Here is a 17,396-nt window from a genome sequence, read left to right as displayed (position 1 = left end):
AGCGAGGTCAGGACGACGAAGACGATCGGGGCGAGGGTCAGGACACCGAGCGCGACGAGTGCGGCGTGCTCGGCGATCCAGAGCAGCAGGCTCCGACGGGGCCCGCCCGTGCGGGGTGCCGCGCCACGGGCTGCCCGGGCGAGCGGGGATTGGGAGACGGCGGTCATCAGGACTCCTCCGGCCGGGCAGTGTTCATTGGTCGGCCTCCGGCCTGAACACGGAAATTCGTCGCATGGTGAACACGAGCACGATCGCGGTGACCACGAACAGCACGACGGCCATCGCGGACGCGTACCCGAACTGGAAGTTCGCGAACCCGTGCTGGTAGAGCAGCTCGGTGTAGGTCAGCAGCGAGGTGCCCGGGTACCCGAGCTGCGCCGCCGTACCACCGCCGATCGTCGCCTTGCCCGACGCGACCCCTGACGCGACCGCGGCCTCGGTGAAGTACTGCAGGGCCGCGATCACCCCCGTCACGGCGGCGAACCCGATCACCGGGGCGATCGTCGGCAGCGTGATGTGCCGCACCTGCTGGACGCTGTTCGCCCCGTCGAGCGACGCGGCCTCGTACAGGTCGCGCGGTACGTCGAGGAGCGACGCCAGGAAGATGATCATGATGTCGCCCATCACCCAGACGCCCATGATCACGAGCGACGGCTTCGACCACGCCGGGTCGTTGAACCACAGCGGCCCGTCGATCCCGAAGAACTTCAGGATCTGGTTGACGGGGCCGGTGCCGGGGTTGAAGAGGAACACGAAGGCCACGACGCTCGCGACCGGCGGGACCAGGGCGGGCAGGTAGAACAGCGTCCGCCAGAACCCGGTCGCGGTCTTCGCCCGACTGAGGAGTCCGGCGACGAGCAGCCCGCAGACGATCCGGACCGGCACCAGGATGACGACGAACCACGCGGTGTTGACGACGGCCGGCCAGATCTGCGGATCCTGCGTGAACAGGAACTTGTAGTTCAGCAGCCCGACGAACTGGGGCTCCTGCAGCTGGTTGTAGCGCGTGAACGAGTAGAAGACGCTCGCGACGAGCGGGTAGGCGAAGAAGACCACGAGGCCCGCCAGGGCCGGGGCGAGCATGGTCAGCGCGACGAGTCGACGGCGCGACTCGGCGGAGCGGCGCCGGCGTGGCCGGCTTCCAGGGGCCGTCGAACCGGGCCCTGCTGGGGCCGGCGGCCGGGAGGCGCGGGTGGGCCGCGCCTCCAGGCTGCCGGTTTCCGGGGTGGTGAGGTCCGTCATGGTCACGGACCAGCCAGCTGGTTGGCGTTGTCGATGTCGGAGTCGAGCTTTTTGAGCTTGGCGTCGAGGTCGCCGCCGTTCTCCTGGTACGCCTGCCAGAACTTCGTGAAGGTGCCGATGTAGGCGGCGCCGTCCGCGGTCCCGGGCGAGGTCATCGTGTCCTTGTTGCCCGCGACGTCGACGAAGGTCTTGTAGTTCTCGTCGACCTCGAGCTTCGGCGACTGCAGTGCCGAGGTGAGCGTCGGGATGTTCTTCAGGCCGTTGCCCATCGTGACCTGCGCGTCGGTGTTCGTCGACAGGTACTTCAGCAGCGCCCAGGCGAGCTCCGGGTTCTTCGAGCCCTTCGCGATGCCGGCGACGTTGCCCGCGATGTACGTCGAGCCGTAGTTGCCGACGCCGTCCATCACCGGGGTCGGCGCAGTGCCGTAGTCGAGGTCCGGCTTCTGGTCCTTGATGAACGCCGTGCGGTACTCGCCGTCGATCTGCATCGCGACCTGGCCGGTCTGGAACGCATTGTCGGCGGCGAACTCCTGGCCGAGGCCCGACGTGAAGGCCTTGAGCTTGTCGTAGCCGATCTCGTCGACGAAGTCCTTCTGCCACTGGATGAGCTTCTTCCAGTTCGCGGAGGTGCCGATCTCGCTGTTGCCCTTGCTGTCGAGCCACGTGCCGTCGATCATCGGCGCCCAGTGCTCCGGGGAGTTCTCGTAGAAGTCGATGAGCGGGTTGAAGCCGAGCTGCTTGATCGAGCCGTCGGCGTTGTACGTCGTCATCTTGAGCGCGTCGGCCTTGAGCTCGTCGAGCGTCTTCGGCGGGGTGGTGATGCCGGCTGCGGCCATCGCGGGCCTGTTGTACATCAGCGCGCTGACGTCGGCCAGGGCGGGCAGCGTGCACCGCGTGCCCTTGTACTCGGTGTACGAGCGCACGGCCTTCGGGATGTCGGACAGGTCCACCTTGTCGCGCTTGATGTACGGCGACAGGTCGCGGAAGGCGCCGGACGAGCAGAAGCTGCCGACGATCGCCGTCGAGTACGACAAGCCCACGTCGATGTTCTGGCCGGACGAGATCGCCTTCTGGAGCTTCTCGTCGTCCTGACCGGCGTGGATGTCGACCGTGACGCCAGGGTTGGCCTTCTCGAAGCCGGCGACGGCGCTCTTCACGACACCGGCTTCGCGGCCCGTGAAGAAGTGCCACAGGGACACGGTGCCCTTGAGCTCCTTCGGGGCGGTCTTGTCGATCGAGGACGCGCTGCTGCCGGAGCTGCAGCCGGCGACGACGAGTGCGCCGGTGGTCGCGACCGCGGTCGCGGTGAGGATGCGGCGGATGACCCGCCGGTTCGGTGAGTGGGACACTGCGGAACTCGCTCTCTGCTCTCGCTCCGGCGGTCCGGTCGGCGTCACACGGTTGTGTGGTGCCGGATCCGGGCGCGCCGAAGAGCCCTCGGACAGGGCTGGGGATGTGGTGCCTCGAGTGGTGCGGGTGGGTGGTGCGGTTCAGGCGTGCTCGGCGGTGGCCGCCTCGGCCGCATCGTCGCTGATGCGTTCGAGTCGGTCGCCGAGCGCGGTGCGCACGACGTCGATGAGGACGTGTCGTGCGCCGTGCAGGACGGGGGTGTCGGGGACGCCCGGTGCCACCACGGCGGTGGACCAGCGGGTGCGGGTCCTGAGCCAGGCGGTCACGGCGGCGGCCAGTGCGGGACCGCCTGCGATCCCGGTCGGGCCGTGCAGGACGACCGTCTCGGGATCGGCGACGGCGAGGGCGGGGAGCACGTTGTGCCCCACGCGCTCGCCGAGGGCGATCGTGAACGGGTGCTGCTCGGGGAGCCCCGGCAGCTGCGGAAGCACCTGGCGCCAGTCGGCAGCACTGCCGTCCGGAGCCGTGATCCCGTGTTCGGCGGCGAGGGCGATGATCGCGGACTCGGAGATGAGGTCCGCGACGATCGTCGCCGTCGGGTCGAGGGGGAGCGCGTCGGCGGGCACGCTCAGGTAGCCGAGCTCGCCGGCGGCTCCGGAGGCGCCGGTGTGCAGGCGACCGTCGAGGTCGAGCGCCATGCCGAGGCCCTCCGCCATCCAGAACAGCGCGAAGCTCTCCGGGGTGCGGCCGGCACCCATGTTCCGCTCGGCGATGGCGGCGAGGTTCGCGTCGTTCTCGACGAGGACCTGTACGCCGAGCTGCTTCGACAGCGTCTCGGAGACCTGCTCGCGGGGCCAGCCGGGCAGGCCGTCGGTGAAGATGAGGGTGTCGGTGGCGTGGTCGACGGAGGCCTGCACGCCCACCGCGACGGCGGTGACGAGGTCGGGGTCCACGCCCGCGGCTGCTGCGGCACGACCGACGGCTGCGGCGACGATGTCCTCGCCGGGGTCCTGCATCTCGGTCTCCGACATCCGGTGCTCGGCGACGGGGTAGGTGCGGCCGGTGGCGTCGACCACGGTGGATCGGACGTCGACGAGCTGGACGTCCACGGCGACGGCGAGGTCCCGGTCGGTGATCGCCTGGTAGACGACGGCGCTCGGGCCACGACGGCCGGCCTGCGACTCGGTGCCGGCTTCGCGGATGAGTCCGGCTGCCTCGAGCCGGCGGATGATCTCGGCCGCGGTGGGCTTGCTGAGCCCGGTGCGCTGGGCGATCTCGTTCCTGGTCATCGGGCCGTCGTCGAGGAGCAGCGCGAGGGCGGCGCGGTCGTTCAGCACGCGCAGCAGTGCCGGCTGCCCTGGAGTGCGTCCGCGTGTGCTCATGTCGAGGACAGTAACGGACAACCTTCTTTACTGAAAGGTTTGTTTACCGATTCGAAACACGCGTTCTGCTCTCGGAAACACCGGCGGGGGTGCGGGCCGAAACGCGCGTCGAGGGCCGAATCGCGCGTAGGAGGCCGGATGTTCGGGCCTCCTACGCGCGAATCCGCTTCCCACCGCGGGTGTCATGGGTGGGACCGTGTCTGCCTACGGGCGCAGCAGCACCTTGATCGCGCGACGCTCGTCCATCGCTGCGTACGCCTCGGCTGCCTCGTCGAGGGGGAGCTCCAGGTCGAAGACGCGACCCGGGTCGATCGCACCGGACAGCACGTCGGGCAGGAGCTCGGGGATGTAGGTGCGTGCGGGGGCCATGCCGCCGCCCACCGTGATGTTCGTGTCGAACAGGTAGCGCATCCCGATCGTCGGCACCCCGTGCGGCACCCCGACGAAGCCGAGGTTGCCGCCGGCCCGCACGACGTGCAGCGCCTGGTCCATGCTCTCCTCGGTACCGACGGCCTCGACCGCGCAGTCGGCGAGGTCCCCGCCGAGCAGGTCCCGCACGGCCTGCACGCCCTCGTCGCCGCGGGTCTCGACGATGTCCGTCGCACCGAACTCCCGCGCGAGCGCCTGACGGTCGGCGTGCCGGCTCATCGCGATGATGCGCGCCGCTCCGAGGCGCTTCGCCGCGAGCACGGCGCAGAGCCCGACCGCGCCGTCACCGACCACGACGACGGTCTTGCCGGGGCCGACCGCTGCCGAGACCGCCGCGTGGTGCCCGGTCGAGAAGACGTCCGACAGGGTGAGCAGCGACGGGTACAGCGCCGGGTCGACCGGACCAGGGACCACCACGAGCGTCGCCGACGCGTCGGGGACACGCACGTACTGCGCCTGTGCGCCACCGACCGGGTCGCCGTACGCGTCCTTGCCGCCGAAGCCGGAGAGGTGCTCGCAGCCCGTCGTCATGCCGTTGCGGCACGCCTGGCAGGTGCCGTCGTTCATGGTGAAGGGGGAGATCACGAAGTCACCGACCGCGAGCCCGGTCACCTCGCTGCCGACCGCGGTGACCTCACCGATCATCTCGTGGCCGATGGGGCGCGCGTGCTTCGTCTCGGTCACGCCCCGGTACGGCCAGAGGTCCGACCCGCACACGCACGCGGCCGCGACCTTGACGACCGCGTCCCGCTGGCTGATGAGCGATGGCTGGTCGCGGTCCTCGACCCGGATGTCGCGAGGGGCGTGGATGACTGCTGCGCGCAAGAAGCTGTCCTTTCAAGGAGACGAGGCACCCGCTGAGCAATGGCGCTCCGGTCTCTCGGCGACGGTATATGACTCCGACTCTACGCACCTCGGGCGGAGCCACGGTGCGAACTCGCACGGGCACGCCGGTGCCCGGAGGCTTCAGTACCCACGAACTCATCGACCTCATCTGTCGACTGGTGTCACGGCGCCGCATCCTGGGTGTCGACATCGTCGAACTCATCGGTGAGGGTGAAGGTGCTCACCGGTCGGCGCTCGCCGCTGCGGAAGTCCTGGCTCGGACGCTCGATGCCGCGTTCATGCCGTCAGCGGATCGTCCGTCAGGAATGGAGTCGTCGTCCCGTTGAGGTGGTCCTCGCGCAGGATCCCGTAGGCGACGGAGTCCCGCGGCGCACCGCCGTCGACCGGCCACGTGCGGCGGTAGTGCGCTTCCTGCACCCAGCTGTTGCGCGCAAGGGCCTTCCGCATGGCGACGTTGTCGTCGCGAGTCTGCGCCTCGATCCTCGTGATGTCGGGGAACGCGGCGAAGACATGATCGGCCAGTGCGCCGACGAGCACGGTCCCGATGCCGTTCCCCCGCGAAGGTTCAGCAAGGCGGATGTCGATCATCGGCGCATCGTCGTCGAGGTCATCGAGGACGACGATGCCGGTGAGCGCACCGTCGACGTCGACCCGGAACACCGCGTGCTCTGGGGAGGCGAAGGCGCCGTCGTCGATCCGTTTCTCAATGGCCCCTCGTGTCGGCGACGCGGAGACGTGGAACGGAAATCGATTCGTGGTCAGGAACTCGACGAAAAGGGTTCGGTCCGTGGGCTCAGCGAGGTCCATCGAGTGGAGTTTCAGATCCATGACACGAACGTACACGCCAGAGTCGGAAGGATGGGCGCTACCCTCGTGCGGGTGGACGACGACCGGTACGGCAGCGATGTGCTCTCGGGCGACTGGCGCTCGAAGGGCGTCAAGAAGGTGCGGCAGGTGCCGCTCGAACGCGACATGGTGCTCGAGGACCCCGCCTCCGGGTGGGCCGGCGCCGTGGTCGGCCTCGAAGCCGGCACCGTCGCGCTCGAGGACTGGAAGGGCCGCACCCGCTCGTTCCCCTTCACCGGCCAGTTCCTGCTCGAGGGCGAGCTCGTCACCCTGGGTCGCCCGCAGGCGCCGGTCGGGCGCTCTGCCGCAGCGGCACCCCCGGCTCGCGCCGGATCGGACGGGAGGCCCGGTGCCGGTCCGGCGGTCCGCCACGCGTCGGACGGTGGTCGCCTCCGCACCGCCTCCGGATCGTTCGCCGTCGAGGCGCAGCGAGCGCGCGTGGCGCTGCCCTCCCGGATCATGGTCGAGGGCAAGCACGATGCCGAACTCGTGGAGAAGGTCTGGGGCGCCGACCTCCGCGTGGAGGGCGTCGTCGTCGAGGAACTCTCCGGCGTGGACAACCTGGCCGACGTGCTCGAGGAGTTCCGCCCGTCGCGGGACCGCCGAGTGGGTGTGCTCGTCGACCACCTGGTTCCCGGGTCGAAGGAGTCCCGCTTCGCCGACGCCGTGATGCGGGGCAAGTGGGGTGCACACGTGCTCGTCGTCGGGCACCCGTTCGTCGACGTCTGGCAGTCGGTGAAGCCCGGGCGGGTGGGTCTCGAGCAGTGGCCGACCATCCCGCGGTCGATCGAGTGGAAGAAGGGCATCTGCCAGGCACTCGGGTGGCCGCACGCCGAGCAGGCCGACATCGCCAGGGCGTGGCAGCGGATCCTCGGGCGGGTGCGGACGTTCGCCGATCTCGAGCCGCAGCTGCTCGGCCGTGTCGAGGAGCTCATCGACTTCGTCACCGAACCCGTCTCCTAGCCGCGGATCCCCGGGGTGGCGCATACCCTGGGAACATGGACGGCATCGACGGGCGCGTGCGGAACGCCGTCGACGTCTGGCTGCGCTGGCTCCCGCGCTGGCAGATCGGGACCGCCCGTCCCCGCACCCGCATCTGCCGGAAGTGCACCGGGTCGCCGATCGCCAGCGCCGCGGGCTTCGGGCCCGACGTGCCGCATCCCGTCCAGCACGCGCTGATCGGTCGGATCTCGACGATCATCGAGGACTCCGTCGACGACTACACGGCGAAGAACCTGCCGCTGCTGCAGCGAGAGCTCGAACGCGCCGCCGCCCGCAAGCGTGACGCCGGGTACCAGCCGGCCGAGGGACTCTCGCCCGAGTTCCAGGGGCTCGACGTCGACCCGCAGCCGCAGGAGGGCGCACCGTTCCTCTTCACGCTCGGCGAGCTCGCCGGCACCGGGGCAACGTCGGACGCCGCACCGCGCGAGCCCCTGTCCGACGAGGCGAAGGCGGCACTCCGGCACGAGATCGACCTCTCCGACGAGTGCGCCCGCTCGACGGGGACGGCGGTGTGCCTCGCGCTCATCGACCACCGGCCGCGGATCGCCGAGGCCGTCGAACGTCTGGTCGAGCCGCAGATCGAGGCGCTCGTGTCCGACATGTTCCGCGGGCTCGACGGTGACGGGTCACGCGGCGGCTTGTTCTGACGTCCCCGCTTCGCCCACCGGACCGCTCCGCGAAGGGAGCTAGCCTGGCGGGATGACTGCAACGACGCATGTCCATGGCCAGACGACTGCCATCCCCGGGCTCGTGGTGTTCACCGTCAGCAAGGTGGGTGACGACCGTGGCTGGTTCCAGGAGAAGTTCCACCGCGCGAAGCTGATCGAGGCGGGCCTCCCTCGGGACTTCTCGGTGGTGCAGACGAGTGTCGCGTTCAACAAGGAGCGATCGACGCGCGGCTTCCACGCAGAGCCGTGGAACAAGTACGTCTCGCTCGTCGACGGGCGCGCGTTCGGTGCCTACCTCGACCTGCGCGAAGGATCGACGTTCGGGACGTCGGTCACGGTCGAGCTCGACGACGAGACCGCGGTGTTCGTCCCCGCCGGTGTGGCGAACTCGTACCAGTGCCTGACCGACCTGCACTACCTCTACAGCGTCGACCAGCACTGGTCGCCAGACGCCTACGAATCCGCATCGTTCGTGAACCTCGCCGATCCGACGGCTGCCGTGCGGTAGCCGATCCCTCTCAGCGAAGCGCTGCTCTCAGAACGCGACCGCCACCACCCGAACCTCTCGGAGTTGCGAGAACCGGCGTGAACCCGCTCGCTGAACTCGGTGGTGCCGCCGAATCGCGCTGATCTGACCACGCCCGGACGGCGCGGTGCGGACGCGGGTCTCAGGCGAACAGGTCGACGTGGTCCTCGACCCACTGCCGGAACGTCCGCGACGGCTTGCCGGTGATGCGCGTGTACTCGTCGGAGATCGCGGGTGCTGCACCGTCTGCGTGCCGCCAGTCCGCGATGATCTGCCGGACCCAGACATCCGGGAGGTGACGGGACAGCATCGCGGCGCTCTCGTGTTCGGTCTGCACCGGAACGGCGACAGGCGTGCCGACGACGTCGGCGATGATGTCCACCTGCTCCCGCAGTGTGAGGCGCTCGGGGACTTCGCCATCGAGGTGATCATCGCCGGACTCGCCTCCGCCCGTGCGTGAGCACGGCGACGGCAGCGGGTCGCCCGCTCAGGTGCCCGGCGTCACACCGGCCGAGGGCTCCGTCGACGGGGCGTCGTTCGCCGGGTCGTCCTCGACCGCCGGGGCCGACCGCCGCTGCCGTCGCGCGACCGCCCGGAGGACACCCCGCGCGATCGCCCGCCACCCGAGCAGGAACACGCCGAGCACGATCGTCGCGACGATGACGAACGAGATCGGCAGCGGGTTGCCGTCGACCACACCCTGCCCGGTCGCGACGCGGATGGCCATGCCGACGAACACCGTGAGGATCCACGCGACGACACCGGTCGGCCAGAAACGCAGCGGGCGGGCCCACGCACCACTCGTGACGTAGGCGATCGCCCATCCCGCGAGGAACGGGTACGCGGTGGTCCACAGTCCGACCAACGAGGACGCCTCGCCGTGAGACGACCGACCGATCAGTGCGAACACGATGATCAGGACGACGTCGATGACGGCTGCGAGCCAGCCCCAGGTGCGATCGGTCACCGCCTCATTGTCGCAGGCACGACGCGGCAACGAGTTCACCTGCCGGTGGTGCACCCGGCAACCTGGTGTTCAACCGGGTCCGCGACGATGCGAGACCGAACCGTGACGACGCGGGACGGAAGTCTCCACGGAGGGCAGAGCCATGACGACGACGGACGCGACCCGGAGTCGTCCGGCCGAACCGAGCCTCCCGTCCGTCCGGATGCCGCGCCTGGTGGCGCACCGTGGTGCACCACGGGTCCGCCGCGAGAACACCCTGCCGGCCGTCGCGGTGGCCGAGGCGCTCGGCGCCGATGTGATCGAGGTGGACGTCCGGCGGACGGCGGACGGTGTCGCCGTCCTGCTGCACGACGAGACGCTCGGCCGGATGTGGGGCGACGCGCGTCGGGTGGCGGACGTGCCGTGGTGCGACGTCGCCCGGCTCGGGAACGGCCTCGACCGCATCCCGCGGCTCGACGCGGTGCTGGAACGGCTGGACGGCTGCGGGTCGTCGCTGCTGATCGACCTCACCGACGCCGAGGACGCCCGCGTCGCCGCACGCACGGCGGCGTCGTCGAGCGCCGCCGTCGCCGTCGCGTGGTGCGGAGCGCAGGAGGCGATGGCTGCGGTGCGCGAGGTGCTCCCGGACGCGGACGTCTGGCTGGCGTGGGCATCGCTCGACCCGCCGACGCCCGACGACCTGGTGGCGCTCGGGCCGTCGACGCTGAACCTCGACGTCGCCTTCCTGACCCCGAGGACCATCGAGGCCGCCCACGACCTCGGGCTGCAGGTCGCGGTGTGGACCGTGGACGCACCGGAGCCGGCGATCTGGGCGGCTCGGCTCGGCGCGGACTCGATCACCACGAACGACCTCGCCGCCGTCCGTGCAGCGCTCGCCGCGGCCGAACGGGACGGGTGGCCGGAGCCGGACCACGAGGCGACCGAGGCCGAGGTGGCCTCGCGGGCACAGGCGCTCGCGCACCGGATCGCGCACGAGGTGATCGCGTACACGCGGGAGCACCCGGTCGGCTCGGTGACGACGAAGGCGCACGAGGCCGATCTCGTCACGGACGTCGACCGGCTCGTCGAGCAGCACGTCAGGGGTCGCGTCCGTGCGGCGTTCCCCACGCACGGCTTCTCCGGCGAGGAGTACGGCCATGCGCCAGGCGACAAGCACCGCTGGTACCTCGACCCGGTGGACGGGACGACGAACCTCGCGAACGGCGTCCCGTGGACGAGCACGTCGCTCTGTCTCACCCGGAGCGGGCGTCCGCTCGTCGGCGTCGTCGCGGATCCGTGGCGTGGCGAGGTGTTCGAGGCGCGTCGGGGACGCGGCGCCGTGATCCGCGACCGGCAGCTCCGGCTCGACGACACCCCGAGGTCGTTGGCGGGCGCGGTCGTCGGGACCGAGCTCGACGGACACCTGCCGTGGCCGGGGTTCGGCGCGTTCCTCGACGCCCTCGCCGCGCGGTCCTGCACGCTCCGCGTCCAGGGTTCCGGCACGCTGACGATCGCGCAGGTCGCGGCGGGGCGGGGGATCGGCGGGTGCGTGTCGGCGTTCGACCCGATCGACCACGGTGCGGCCGTGCTGCTCGTGCACGAGGCCGGTGGCATCGTCATGACCGTCGACGGGCCGGTCGAGGGGTTCCCGCCGGTGGGTGCGCCGTTCCTGGTGGCGCACCCGGGTGCGGCCGACGAACTGCACGCGGTCTGGGTGGGTGCGGTGCGTCCCTGACGTGTGGAGGACGGCCGGGAGGCTCGTGGCGGGGCCGCCACGAGCCTCCCGTCCGCCTTCGGTCCGGTTCCGGACCTGCTCAGGCCTGGGCGATCCGGACCATGTTGCCAGCAGGGTCGCGGACGGCCGCGTCGCGGACGGAGAAGCCGATCGTGTCGCGGGAGAAGGCGACGGCGGCGTCGATGTCGTCGGCGAGCACGTGCACGCCGCTGATCTGGATGGTCATGCGACCGACGCTAGGCGGGCGTCCGCGCCCCGCGCTTCTCTCGAAACTGCTCGCGGAGCAGCGCCTGCGCACGTTCGATCCGCCGGGTCATCAGGTAGGCGTACGGGGTCTCGCCGTAGGCGTCGCAGAAGCGCCGGCTGAAGTGCGCGGTGGACGTGTACGCCGACGCGGCCAGGCGGGGACGTCGAGGGGCTCGGCGTACTCGCGGTCCATCCGGCTCCGCGCACGGCGGAGTCGGCGGAGCTCGTCGAGGTCGGTCATGGTGCCATCCTCCTCGTTCACCGAACTCTGTGCGTGCACACAGTCACCGGTCGTCCGGCGTCTCTACTGTTGCACTCCACGGGCACCGTGCCCGGATCACGTTGGGAGCATCGACATGGGATTCCTCGACCGACTGCTCGGCCGCGAAGACCGATCGCAGCAGCAGGGGTGGAACGGACAGCAGCAGGGCTACCGGTACGGGCAGCAGTCGTACGACACGGCCCAGCCCGCCAGCGGCGCTCCCGGCGGCTACGGTCCTGGTGCTGGCTCCGGTCCTGGTGCTGGTGCTGGTGCTGGTGCTGGGTACGGTCCTGGTGCTCGGACCGAGGACCAGCAGGCCGTCGAGCGCTACCGTTACCTGCTCCGCACCGCGCCGCCGGAGCGGATCGAGGAGGTGCACGCCGAGGCCTTCGAGCGGCTCACGCCCGAGCAGCGCCAGATGGTCTACGACGAGTTCACCCGGACGGCTCCGGCCGGCGACGCACCCCGTGGCAACGACCCGCGATCGCTCGCGCAGTCGGCCACGCGGTCCGAGATCCGACAGCCCGGGTTCATGGAGCGGTCGCTCGGCGGGATGGGCGGCGGTGCCGGCGGTGCATTCGGCCAGCGTCAGGGGCCGTCGTTCGGCAGCATGCTCGGTGCGTCGATCCTCGGGACCGTCGCCGGGTACGTCATCGGTTCGACGCTGATGAGCGCGTTCCTGCCCGATCCGTCGGGCTTCGACGGCGGCACCGACGCATCGGGGGATGCGGGTGACGGTGGTTCGGGGGACACTGGGGGCGACTCCGGTGACGGCGGCGCATCCGACGGCGGCGGGTTCGACAACGCGTCGTGGGACAGCGGCTCCGACTTCGGTGGTGGCGGTGGGTTCGACGACTTCGGTGGCGACTTCGGCGGGTTCGACGTCTGACCTTCCCGCTCGATCCGGCACCGACCCACTGGACGGTTCCGTGTTCGACGAGGGAGCGGCATGGCCATCATCGAAGCCTCCGGGCTGACCAAGACCTACCGATCAAAGTCCGGGCCGGTGCACGCGTTGGCCGGACTCGACCTGTCCGTTCCGCAGGGCACCGTCACGGCGCTGCTCGGGCCGAACGGTGCCGGCAAGACCACGACGGTCAAGGTGCTCACGACGCTCATCAAGCCGGACAGCGGCACGGCGTCGATCGCCGGGGTCGACGTCGTGCGGGACCCCCAGGCCACGCGTCGGTCGATCGGGGTGTCCGGGCAGTACGCCGCGGTCGACGAGAACCTCACGGGGTTCGAGAACCTCGAGATGATCGGCCGGCTGTATCACCTCGGTGGCAAGGCGTCCCGTGCCCGAGCCCGCGAGCTCATCGACGTGTTCGACCTGTCCGAGGCGGGGGACCGCCCCGTGAAGGGCTTCTCCGGGGGCATGCGTCGGCGCATCGACCTCGCCGGTGCCCTCGTGATGAACCCGAGCGTGCTGTTCCTCGACGAGCCGACGACCGGGCTCGACCCCCGCAGCCGACTGTCGCTCTGGGGCATCATCGAGCGACTCGTCGCCGACGGCGCGACCGTGCTCCTGACGACGCAGTACCTCGAAGAAGCCGACCGGCTCGCCGACGACATCGCGGTGATCGACGACGGCAGGGTCATCGCCGAGGGCACGGCCGACCAGCTCAAGGCACAGGTCGGCGGACACCGGGTCGTCGTGACGCTGGTCGACGAGACCGACGGTGACGCCGCGGTCACCGTGCTCCGGCGCTACGGCGTCGGTGAGGTGGAGGCATCCGGCGACGGACGCACCCACGCGATCGCGGTGGAAGCCGGGCCGACGGCGCTGCAACGCGTGCTCGCCGACCTGGGCGAGGCCGGCATCGAACTCCATGACGCCGGCATGCGCCGCCCCACCCTCGACGACGTGTTCCTCCGGCTCACCGGGCACGCCGCGACCGGGGACGATGCCGACGACGCGCCGGCCGCCAAGCAGAAGGAGGCGGCACGATGACCGCCGTCGTCACCACGCCGGGCCGGCAGCTGCCGGTCGTCGTCACCTCACCCGTCGCGGTGTGGTTCGAGGACGGCTGGACCGTCACCAAGCGCAACCTCATCAAGATCAAGCGCTCGCCCGACATGCTCGTCTTCGCCGTGCTCCAGCCGATCATGTTCGTGCTGCTGTTCAGCCAGGTCTACGGCGGGGCCATCGCCGTGCAGGGCACCGACTACACGCAGTTCCTGATGGCGGGGATCTTCGCCCAGACCGTCGTGTTCGGCGCGACCTTCTCCGGGTCCGCGATGGCGCAGGACCTCAAGGAGGGGCTGATCGACCGGTTCCGGACGCTGCCGATGTCGTCGTCCGCGGTGCTCGTCGGCCGCACGAACAGCGACCTCGTCCTCAACACGATCTCGATGGTGATCATGATGCTCACCGGCCTGCTCGTGGGGTGGCGGGTGAACTCCTCACCGCTGGAGTTCCTCGCCGGCGTCGCGCTGCTGCTGCTGCTCTTCAGCTACTCGTTCAGCTGGGTGATGGCGCTGCTCGGCATGAGCGTGAAGACGCCGGAGGTGATCAACAACGCGTCGTTCATGATCCTGTTCCCGCTGACGTTCATCTCGAACGCCTTCGTCCCGAGCGACACGCTGCCGCTCGTGCTCCGGGTGTTCGCGGAGTGGAACCCCGTGTCCTCCCTCGTGCAGGCGGCCCGTGAGCTCTTCGGGAACGTCGGGTCGGCACCGGTGCCCGACATCTGGACGATGCAGCACCCGATCACCACGGTGCTCATCGGCATCGCCGTGATGCTCGTCGTGTTCGTGCCGTGGGCGGTGAACAAGTACACGCGGATCAGTTCGAAGTAGCCGCGGCGGCTTACGATCGTGTCGAACCGTCGACGCGAGAGGGCCCATGACCGCGACAGATGCCGAGCGTGCCGGCGAACAGGCTGCTGCCCGCGATGCCACCGAGCCCGGTCCGGACCGCAGCACGCGGGTCCGGCGGTGGATGCTGCAGGGCTCCGACCAGGGGGCGTCCCACCAGGGTCCGCACCAGGTCGAGGTCGAGAAGACCCACTCGTGGTGGCGGGTCATGTGCCTCACGGGTGTCGACTACTTCTCGACGCTCGGCTACCAGCCGGCGATCGCCGCGCTCGCCGCCGGGCTGCTCTCGCCGATCGCGACCATCGTGCTCGTGCTCGTCACGCTCTTCGGCGCGCTGCCGGTCTACCGTCGCGTCGCCCAGGACAGCTTCCGCGGCGCCGGGTCGATCATGATGCTCGAGAAGCTCCTGCCCTGGTGGGCCGGCAAGCTGTTCGTGCTGGTCCTGCTCGGGTTCGCCGTGACGGACTTCATGATCACGATGACCCTGTCCGCAGCGGACGCCACGGCCCACATCGCCGAGAACCCGTTCACGCCGCACTGGTTCACCGAGATCCCGGTGCCGCTGACCCTGGCGCTGCTGCTCCTGCTCGGCGTGGTGTTCCTGCGCGGGTTCAAGGAAGCGATCGGCATCGCGGTCGGACTGGTCGCCGTGTACCTGGCGCTCAACGCGATCGTCGTCGCCGTCTCGATCTGGCACGTGTTCGAGCGCCCGACCGTGGCGAGCGACTGGTGGAGCGGACTGACCGCGCAGCACAGCAACCCCCTCGTGATGATCGGGATCGCGCTGATCGTGTTCCCGAAGCTCGCGCTCGGCCTGTCCGGGTTCGAGACCGGGGTCGCGGTGATGCCGCAGGTCCGCGGTGACGCCGCCGACGGCACGGGCCCCCGCCCCGAGGGCCGCATCCGCGGGACCAAGCGGCTGCTGACCGTCGCCGCGGTGATCATGAGCACGTTCCTCATCACCTCGTCGATCGTCACGACCTTCCTGATCCCGCAGCACGAGTTCCAGCCGGGCGGCGGAGCGAACGGACGCGCGCTGGCGTACCTGGCGCACGAGTACCTGGGCGGCGTGTTCGGGTCGGTGTACGACTTCTCGACGGTCGCGATCCTGTGGTTCGCCGGCGCGAGTGCGATGGCCGGACTGCTCAACCTGGTGCCGCGGTTCCTGCCCCGCTACGGGATGGCACCGCAGTGGGCCAGGGCGACCAGGCCCCTGGTCATCATCTTCACGCTTATCGCCTTCGTGATCACGATCATCTTCCAGGCCAACGTCGATGCGCAGGGCGGTGCGTACGCCACGGGCGTGCTCGTCCTGATCACGAGCGCTGCGGTCGCGGTGACCCTGTCGGCCCGGCGCAAGCAGCAGAAGAAGCGCACCATCGGCTTCGGCATCATCGCGGTGGTGTTCGTCTACACGACCATCGCGAACGTCATCGAACGCCCGGACGGCGTGCGGATCGCCGCGGTCTTCATCATCGCGATCGTGGTCGTGTCGCTGGTGTCCCGGGTGCGACGGTCGTTCGAGCTCCGGGCGTCGTCGATCGAGCTCGACGCGACCGCCAGGCAGTTCGTCGAGGCCGATGCCGACCAGTTCAGCTCGGTGTGCATCATCGCCAACGAACCGGGCGCGGGCACGGCGGCCGCCTATCGGTCGAAGGGGCGCGAGGAACGCCGCGACTCCGGCATCCCGGCCCGCGTCCCGACGATGTTCCTCGAAGTGCTCCCGGCCGACTCGTCCGACTTCGAGGAGGACCTCGTCGTCGAGGGGCACGTGGTGCACGGGTTCCGGGTGCTCCGGGTCCGATCCGGCAACGTGCCCAACACCATCGCGTCGACGTTGCTCGCGATCCGGGACATCGCCGGCGTGGTCCCGAGCATCTACTTCGAGTGGAACGAGGGCAGCCCGATCCGGAACGCCATCCGCTTCGTCTTCACCGGCGTCGGCGACGTCGCTCCGGTGACGCGTGAGGTCCTGCGCGAAGCCGAACCCGAGGTCAACCGCCGGCCGAGCGTGCACGTGTCGTGACGGGCGCGGTCGACGCGGGCCGAGCCTCCCATCCGGTCGGCGGCATCGCGGCGGTCGTCGTCGCCGCGACGGTGTGGGGGACCACCGGGACGGCGACGCACTTCGCTCCCGGCGTGCCCGCGTTCGTGTTCGGTGCCGTGACCTTCGGGCTCGGTGGCCTCGTGCTCGCCGGCCTGGCCGGTCGGGCCACGCTCCGTGCCGTGGTCGCTCCGGGGACGCGGGGCTGGGTCTGGCTCGGGGCGGCGGCGCTCGCCGTGTACGCGGTGGCGTTCTACGCGGCGCTCGCCGACGCGGGTGTGGCGCTGGGGACCACCATCGCGATCGGGTCGTCGCCCGTGTTCGCCGGCCTCGTCGAGTGGGTCGTGGAACGTCGTCCGGTGGCGCGGCGGTGGGTTCTCGCGACGGCCGTGAGCGTGCTCGGGATGGTCATCGTGACGCTCTCCCGCTCGTCGTCGAGCTCGTCCGGGTCACTTGCGATCGGTCTCGGAGCCGCGCTGCTCGCCGGACTGACCTATGCGCTGTACTCGTGGGCGATCGCCCGCGGGATGGGCACGTTCCGGGCACCGGTGCCCGGTGGGCCGACGGCCGAGATCGTCTCGCGTGTCGGGCCGAACGGACGGGGACTCGTCGGCGCGGTGTTCGGGCTCGCCGCGGTGCCGCTCGTGGTGCTCGTCGTGGTGTCCGGTCACGAGTACCTCGTCGTGCCGTCGGACTGGCCGGTGTTCCTCTACCTGGCGCTCGTCCCGACGGTGATCGGGCACTCGCTGTACGCGGTCGGGCTCAGGACGGTGACGGCGTCGGCCGCGACGCTGCTGTCGCTGTTCGAGCCCGTCGTGGCAGCGGTGCTCGCGGTGCTGGTCGTGGGGGAGCACCTCGGGGTCGTCGGGTGGGGCGGCATCGTGCTCGTCGTGCTCGGCCTGGCGGTGCTCGCGGTGCCCGGGCGGGCGTCGCGGCGCTGAGTGTTCGCGCGTTCCGACTCGGCGCGTCCATGTGCTTTCGAGTCGGTGCGTCCATGTGCTTCCGACCCGCCGCGTGCATGCGCTTCCGACTCGGAACGACAGCGCCGCTGTCGT

Annotated in this window: 18 protein-coding genes and 1 pseudogene; 10 read left to right on the top strand and 9 right to left on the bottom strand. The window is 70.3% G+C overall.

Going from position 1 to position 17,396, the window contains the following annotated elements:
* Positions 1–192: 192 nt before the first annotated feature.
* The 4 genes from ACEN9V_RS05780 to ACEN9V_RS05765 form a co-directional block, all read right to left on the bottom strand.
* Positions 193–1,083 carry a carbohydrate ABC transporter permease gene (locus ACEN9V_RS05780; RefSeq protein WP_413602499.1) on the bottom strand — a complete coding sequence of 297 codons (891 nt, stop codon included), beginning with the start codon at positions 1,081–1,083 and terminating at the stop codon, positions 193–195.
* A 161-nt stretch (positions 1,084–1,244) separates the two neighbouring features.
* Positions 1,245–2,591 carry an extracellular solute-binding protein gene (locus ACEN9V_RS05775; RefSeq protein WP_413602498.1) on the bottom strand — a complete coding sequence of 449 codons (1,347 nt, stop codon included), beginning with the start codon at positions 2,589–2,591 and terminating at the stop codon, positions 1,245–1,247.
* Positions 2,592–2,732: 141 nt separating this feature from the next.
* Positions 2,733–3,974 carry an ROK family protein gene (locus ACEN9V_RS05770; RefSeq protein WP_413602497.1) on the bottom strand — a complete coding sequence of 414 codons (1,242 nt, stop codon included), beginning with the start codon at positions 3,972–3,974 and terminating at the stop codon, positions 2,733–2,735.
* A 204-nt stretch (positions 3,975–4,178) separates the two neighbouring features.
* Entirely contained in the window at positions 4,179–5,228 is a 1,050-nt protein-coding gene (locus ACEN9V_RS05765) for a zinc-binding dehydrogenase (protein WP_413602496.1), read from the bottom strand.
* 68 nt (positions 5,229–5,296) lie between these two features.
* Here ACEN9V_RS05765 and ACEN9V_RS05760 point away from each other — a divergent pair, with 68 nt between their 5' ends.
* Entirely contained in the window at positions 5,297–5,575 is a 279-nt protein-coding gene (locus ACEN9V_RS05760) for an arginase family protein (RefSeq protein ID WP_413602495.1), read from the top strand.
* Here the strand turns inward: ACEN9V_RS05760 and ACEN9V_RS05755 are convergent.
* Positions 5,526–6,077, bottom strand: a complete 552-nt coding sequence (locus ACEN9V_RS05755; protein WP_413602494.1) for a GNAT family N-acetyltransferase — start codon at positions 6,075–6,077, stop codon at positions 5,526–5,528. The two genes, ACEN9V_RS05760 and ACEN9V_RS05755, sit on opposite strands and share 50 nt — an antisense overlap.
* 51 nt (positions 6,078–6,128) lie before the next feature.
* On the opposite strand from ACEN9V_RS05755, the gene ACEN9V_RS05750 reads away from it, so the two are divergent.
* From ACEN9V_RS05750 to ACEN9V_RS05740, 3 genes are read left to right on the top strand one after another with little or no spacing between them, the layout of a single operon-like run.
* Positions 6,129–7,058 carry a DUF3097 domain-containing protein gene (locus ACEN9V_RS05750; protein ID WP_413602493.1) on the top strand — a complete coding sequence of 310 codons (930 nt, stop codon included), beginning with the start codon at positions 6,129–6,131 and terminating at the stop codon, positions 7,056–7,058.
* A 35-nt stretch (positions 7,059–7,093) separates the two neighbouring features.
* The gene (locus ACEN9V_RS05745; RefSeq protein WP_413602492.1) at positions 7,094–7,744 is read left to right on the top strand and encodes a spermidine/putrescine ABC transporter substrate-binding protein; all 651 of its coding nucleotides are present in this window, start codon (positions 7,094–7,096) and stop codon (positions 7,742–7,744) included.
* A 52-nt stretch (positions 7,745–7,796) separates the two neighbouring features.
* On the top strand, positions 7,797–8,273 hold the full coding sequence (locus ACEN9V_RS05740; protein WP_413602491.1) for a dTDP-4-dehydrorhamnose 3,5-epimerase family protein: 477 nt from the start codon (positions 7,797–7,799) through the stop codon (positions 8,271–8,273).
* A gap of 160 nt (positions 8,274–8,433) precedes the next feature.
* Here the strand turns inward: ACEN9V_RS05740 and ACEN9V_RS05735 are convergent, their stop codons facing one another.
* Both ACEN9V_RS05735 and ACEN9V_RS05730 read right to left on the bottom strand, forming a co-directional pair.
* The gene (locus ACEN9V_RS05735; RefSeq protein WP_413602490.1) at positions 8,434–8,673 is read right to left on the bottom strand and encodes a hypothetical protein; all 240 of its coding nucleotides are present in this window, start codon (positions 8,671–8,673) and stop codon (positions 8,434–8,436) included.
* A 105-nt stretch (positions 8,674–8,778) separates the two neighbouring features.
* Positions 8,779–9,258 carry a DUF3054 domain-containing protein gene (locus tag ACEN9V_RS05730; RefSeq protein ID WP_413602489.1) on the bottom strand — a complete coding sequence of 160 codons (480 nt, stop codon included), beginning with the start codon at positions 9,256–9,258 and terminating at the stop codon, positions 8,779–8,781.
* A 142-nt stretch (positions 9,259–9,400) separates the two neighbouring features.
* Here ACEN9V_RS05730 and ACEN9V_RS05725 point away from each other — a divergent pair, with 142 nt between their 5' ends.
* Complete coding sequence (locus ACEN9V_RS05725; RefSeq protein WP_413602488.1) at positions 9,401–10,972, top strand: inositol monophosphatase family protein; 1,572 nt, start codon at positions 9,401–9,403, stop codon at positions 10,970–10,972.
* A 79-nt stretch (positions 10,973–11,051) separates the two neighbouring features.
* Here ACEN9V_RS05725 and ACEN9V_RS05720 read toward each other — a convergent pair whose 3' ends face one another.
* Positions 11,052–11,198, bottom strand: coding sequence for a hypothetical protein (locus tag ACEN9V_RS05720; protein ID WP_413602487.1), 147 nt, complete (start codon positions 11,196–11,198; stop codon positions 11,052–11,054).
* Between the two features lie 52 nt (positions 11,199–11,250).
* Positions 11,251–11,459: pseudogene (locus ACEN9V_RS05715) on the bottom strand (AraC family transcriptional regulator); the annotation flags it as partial.
* A 115-nt stretch (positions 11,460–11,574) separates the two neighbouring features.
* Between ACEN9V_RS05715 and ACEN9V_RS05710 the strand changes: the two are divergent.
* The 5 genes from ACEN9V_RS05710 to ACEN9V_RS05690 are packed head-to-tail and all read left to right on the top strand — an operon-like array spanning position 11,575 to position 17,282.
* The gene (locus ACEN9V_RS05710; protein ID WP_413602486.1) at positions 11,575–12,369 is read left to right on the top strand and encodes a hypothetical protein; all 795 of its coding nucleotides are present in this window, start codon (positions 11,575–11,577) and stop codon (positions 12,367–12,369) included.
* A 60-nt stretch (positions 12,370–12,429) separates the two neighbouring features.
* A complete protein-coding gene (locus tag ACEN9V_RS05705; RefSeq protein ID WP_413602485.1) occupies positions 12,430–13,431 on the top strand; it encodes an ATP-binding cassette domain-containing protein in 1,002 nt (333 codons plus the stop codon).
* Positions 13,428–14,279 carry an ABC transporter permease gene (locus ACEN9V_RS05700; RefSeq protein ID WP_413602484.1) on the top strand — a complete coding sequence of 284 codons (852 nt, stop codon included), beginning with the start codon at positions 13,428–13,430 and terminating at the stop codon, positions 14,277–14,279. The genes ACEN9V_RS05705 and ACEN9V_RS05700 overlap by 4 nt, the downstream gene beginning before the upstream one ends.
* A gap of 46 nt (positions 14,280–14,325) precedes the next feature.
* Positions 14,326–16,323, top strand: a complete 1,998-nt coding sequence (locus tag ACEN9V_RS05695) for an amino acid transporter (RefSeq protein WP_413602483.1) — start codon at positions 14,326–14,328, stop codon at positions 16,321–16,323.
* Positions 16,320–17,282 carry an EamA family transporter gene (locus tag ACEN9V_RS05690; RefSeq protein ID WP_413602482.1) on the top strand — a complete coding sequence of 321 codons (963 nt, stop codon included), beginning with the start codon at positions 16,320–16,322 and terminating at the stop codon, positions 17,280–17,282. The genes ACEN9V_RS05695 and ACEN9V_RS05690 overlap by 4 nt, the downstream gene beginning before the upstream one ends.
* Positions 17,283–17,396: the final 114 nt, after the last annotated feature.

It is taken from the genome of Curtobacterium sp. Curtsp57, assembly GCF_047324335.1.
Lineage (GTDB): Bacteria > Actinomycetota > Actinomycetes > Actinomycetales > Microbacteriaceae > Curtobacterium.
The sequence above is the reverse complement of the archived record's forward strand: the minus strand, read 5'-3'. Positions and strand labels throughout refer to the sequence as shown.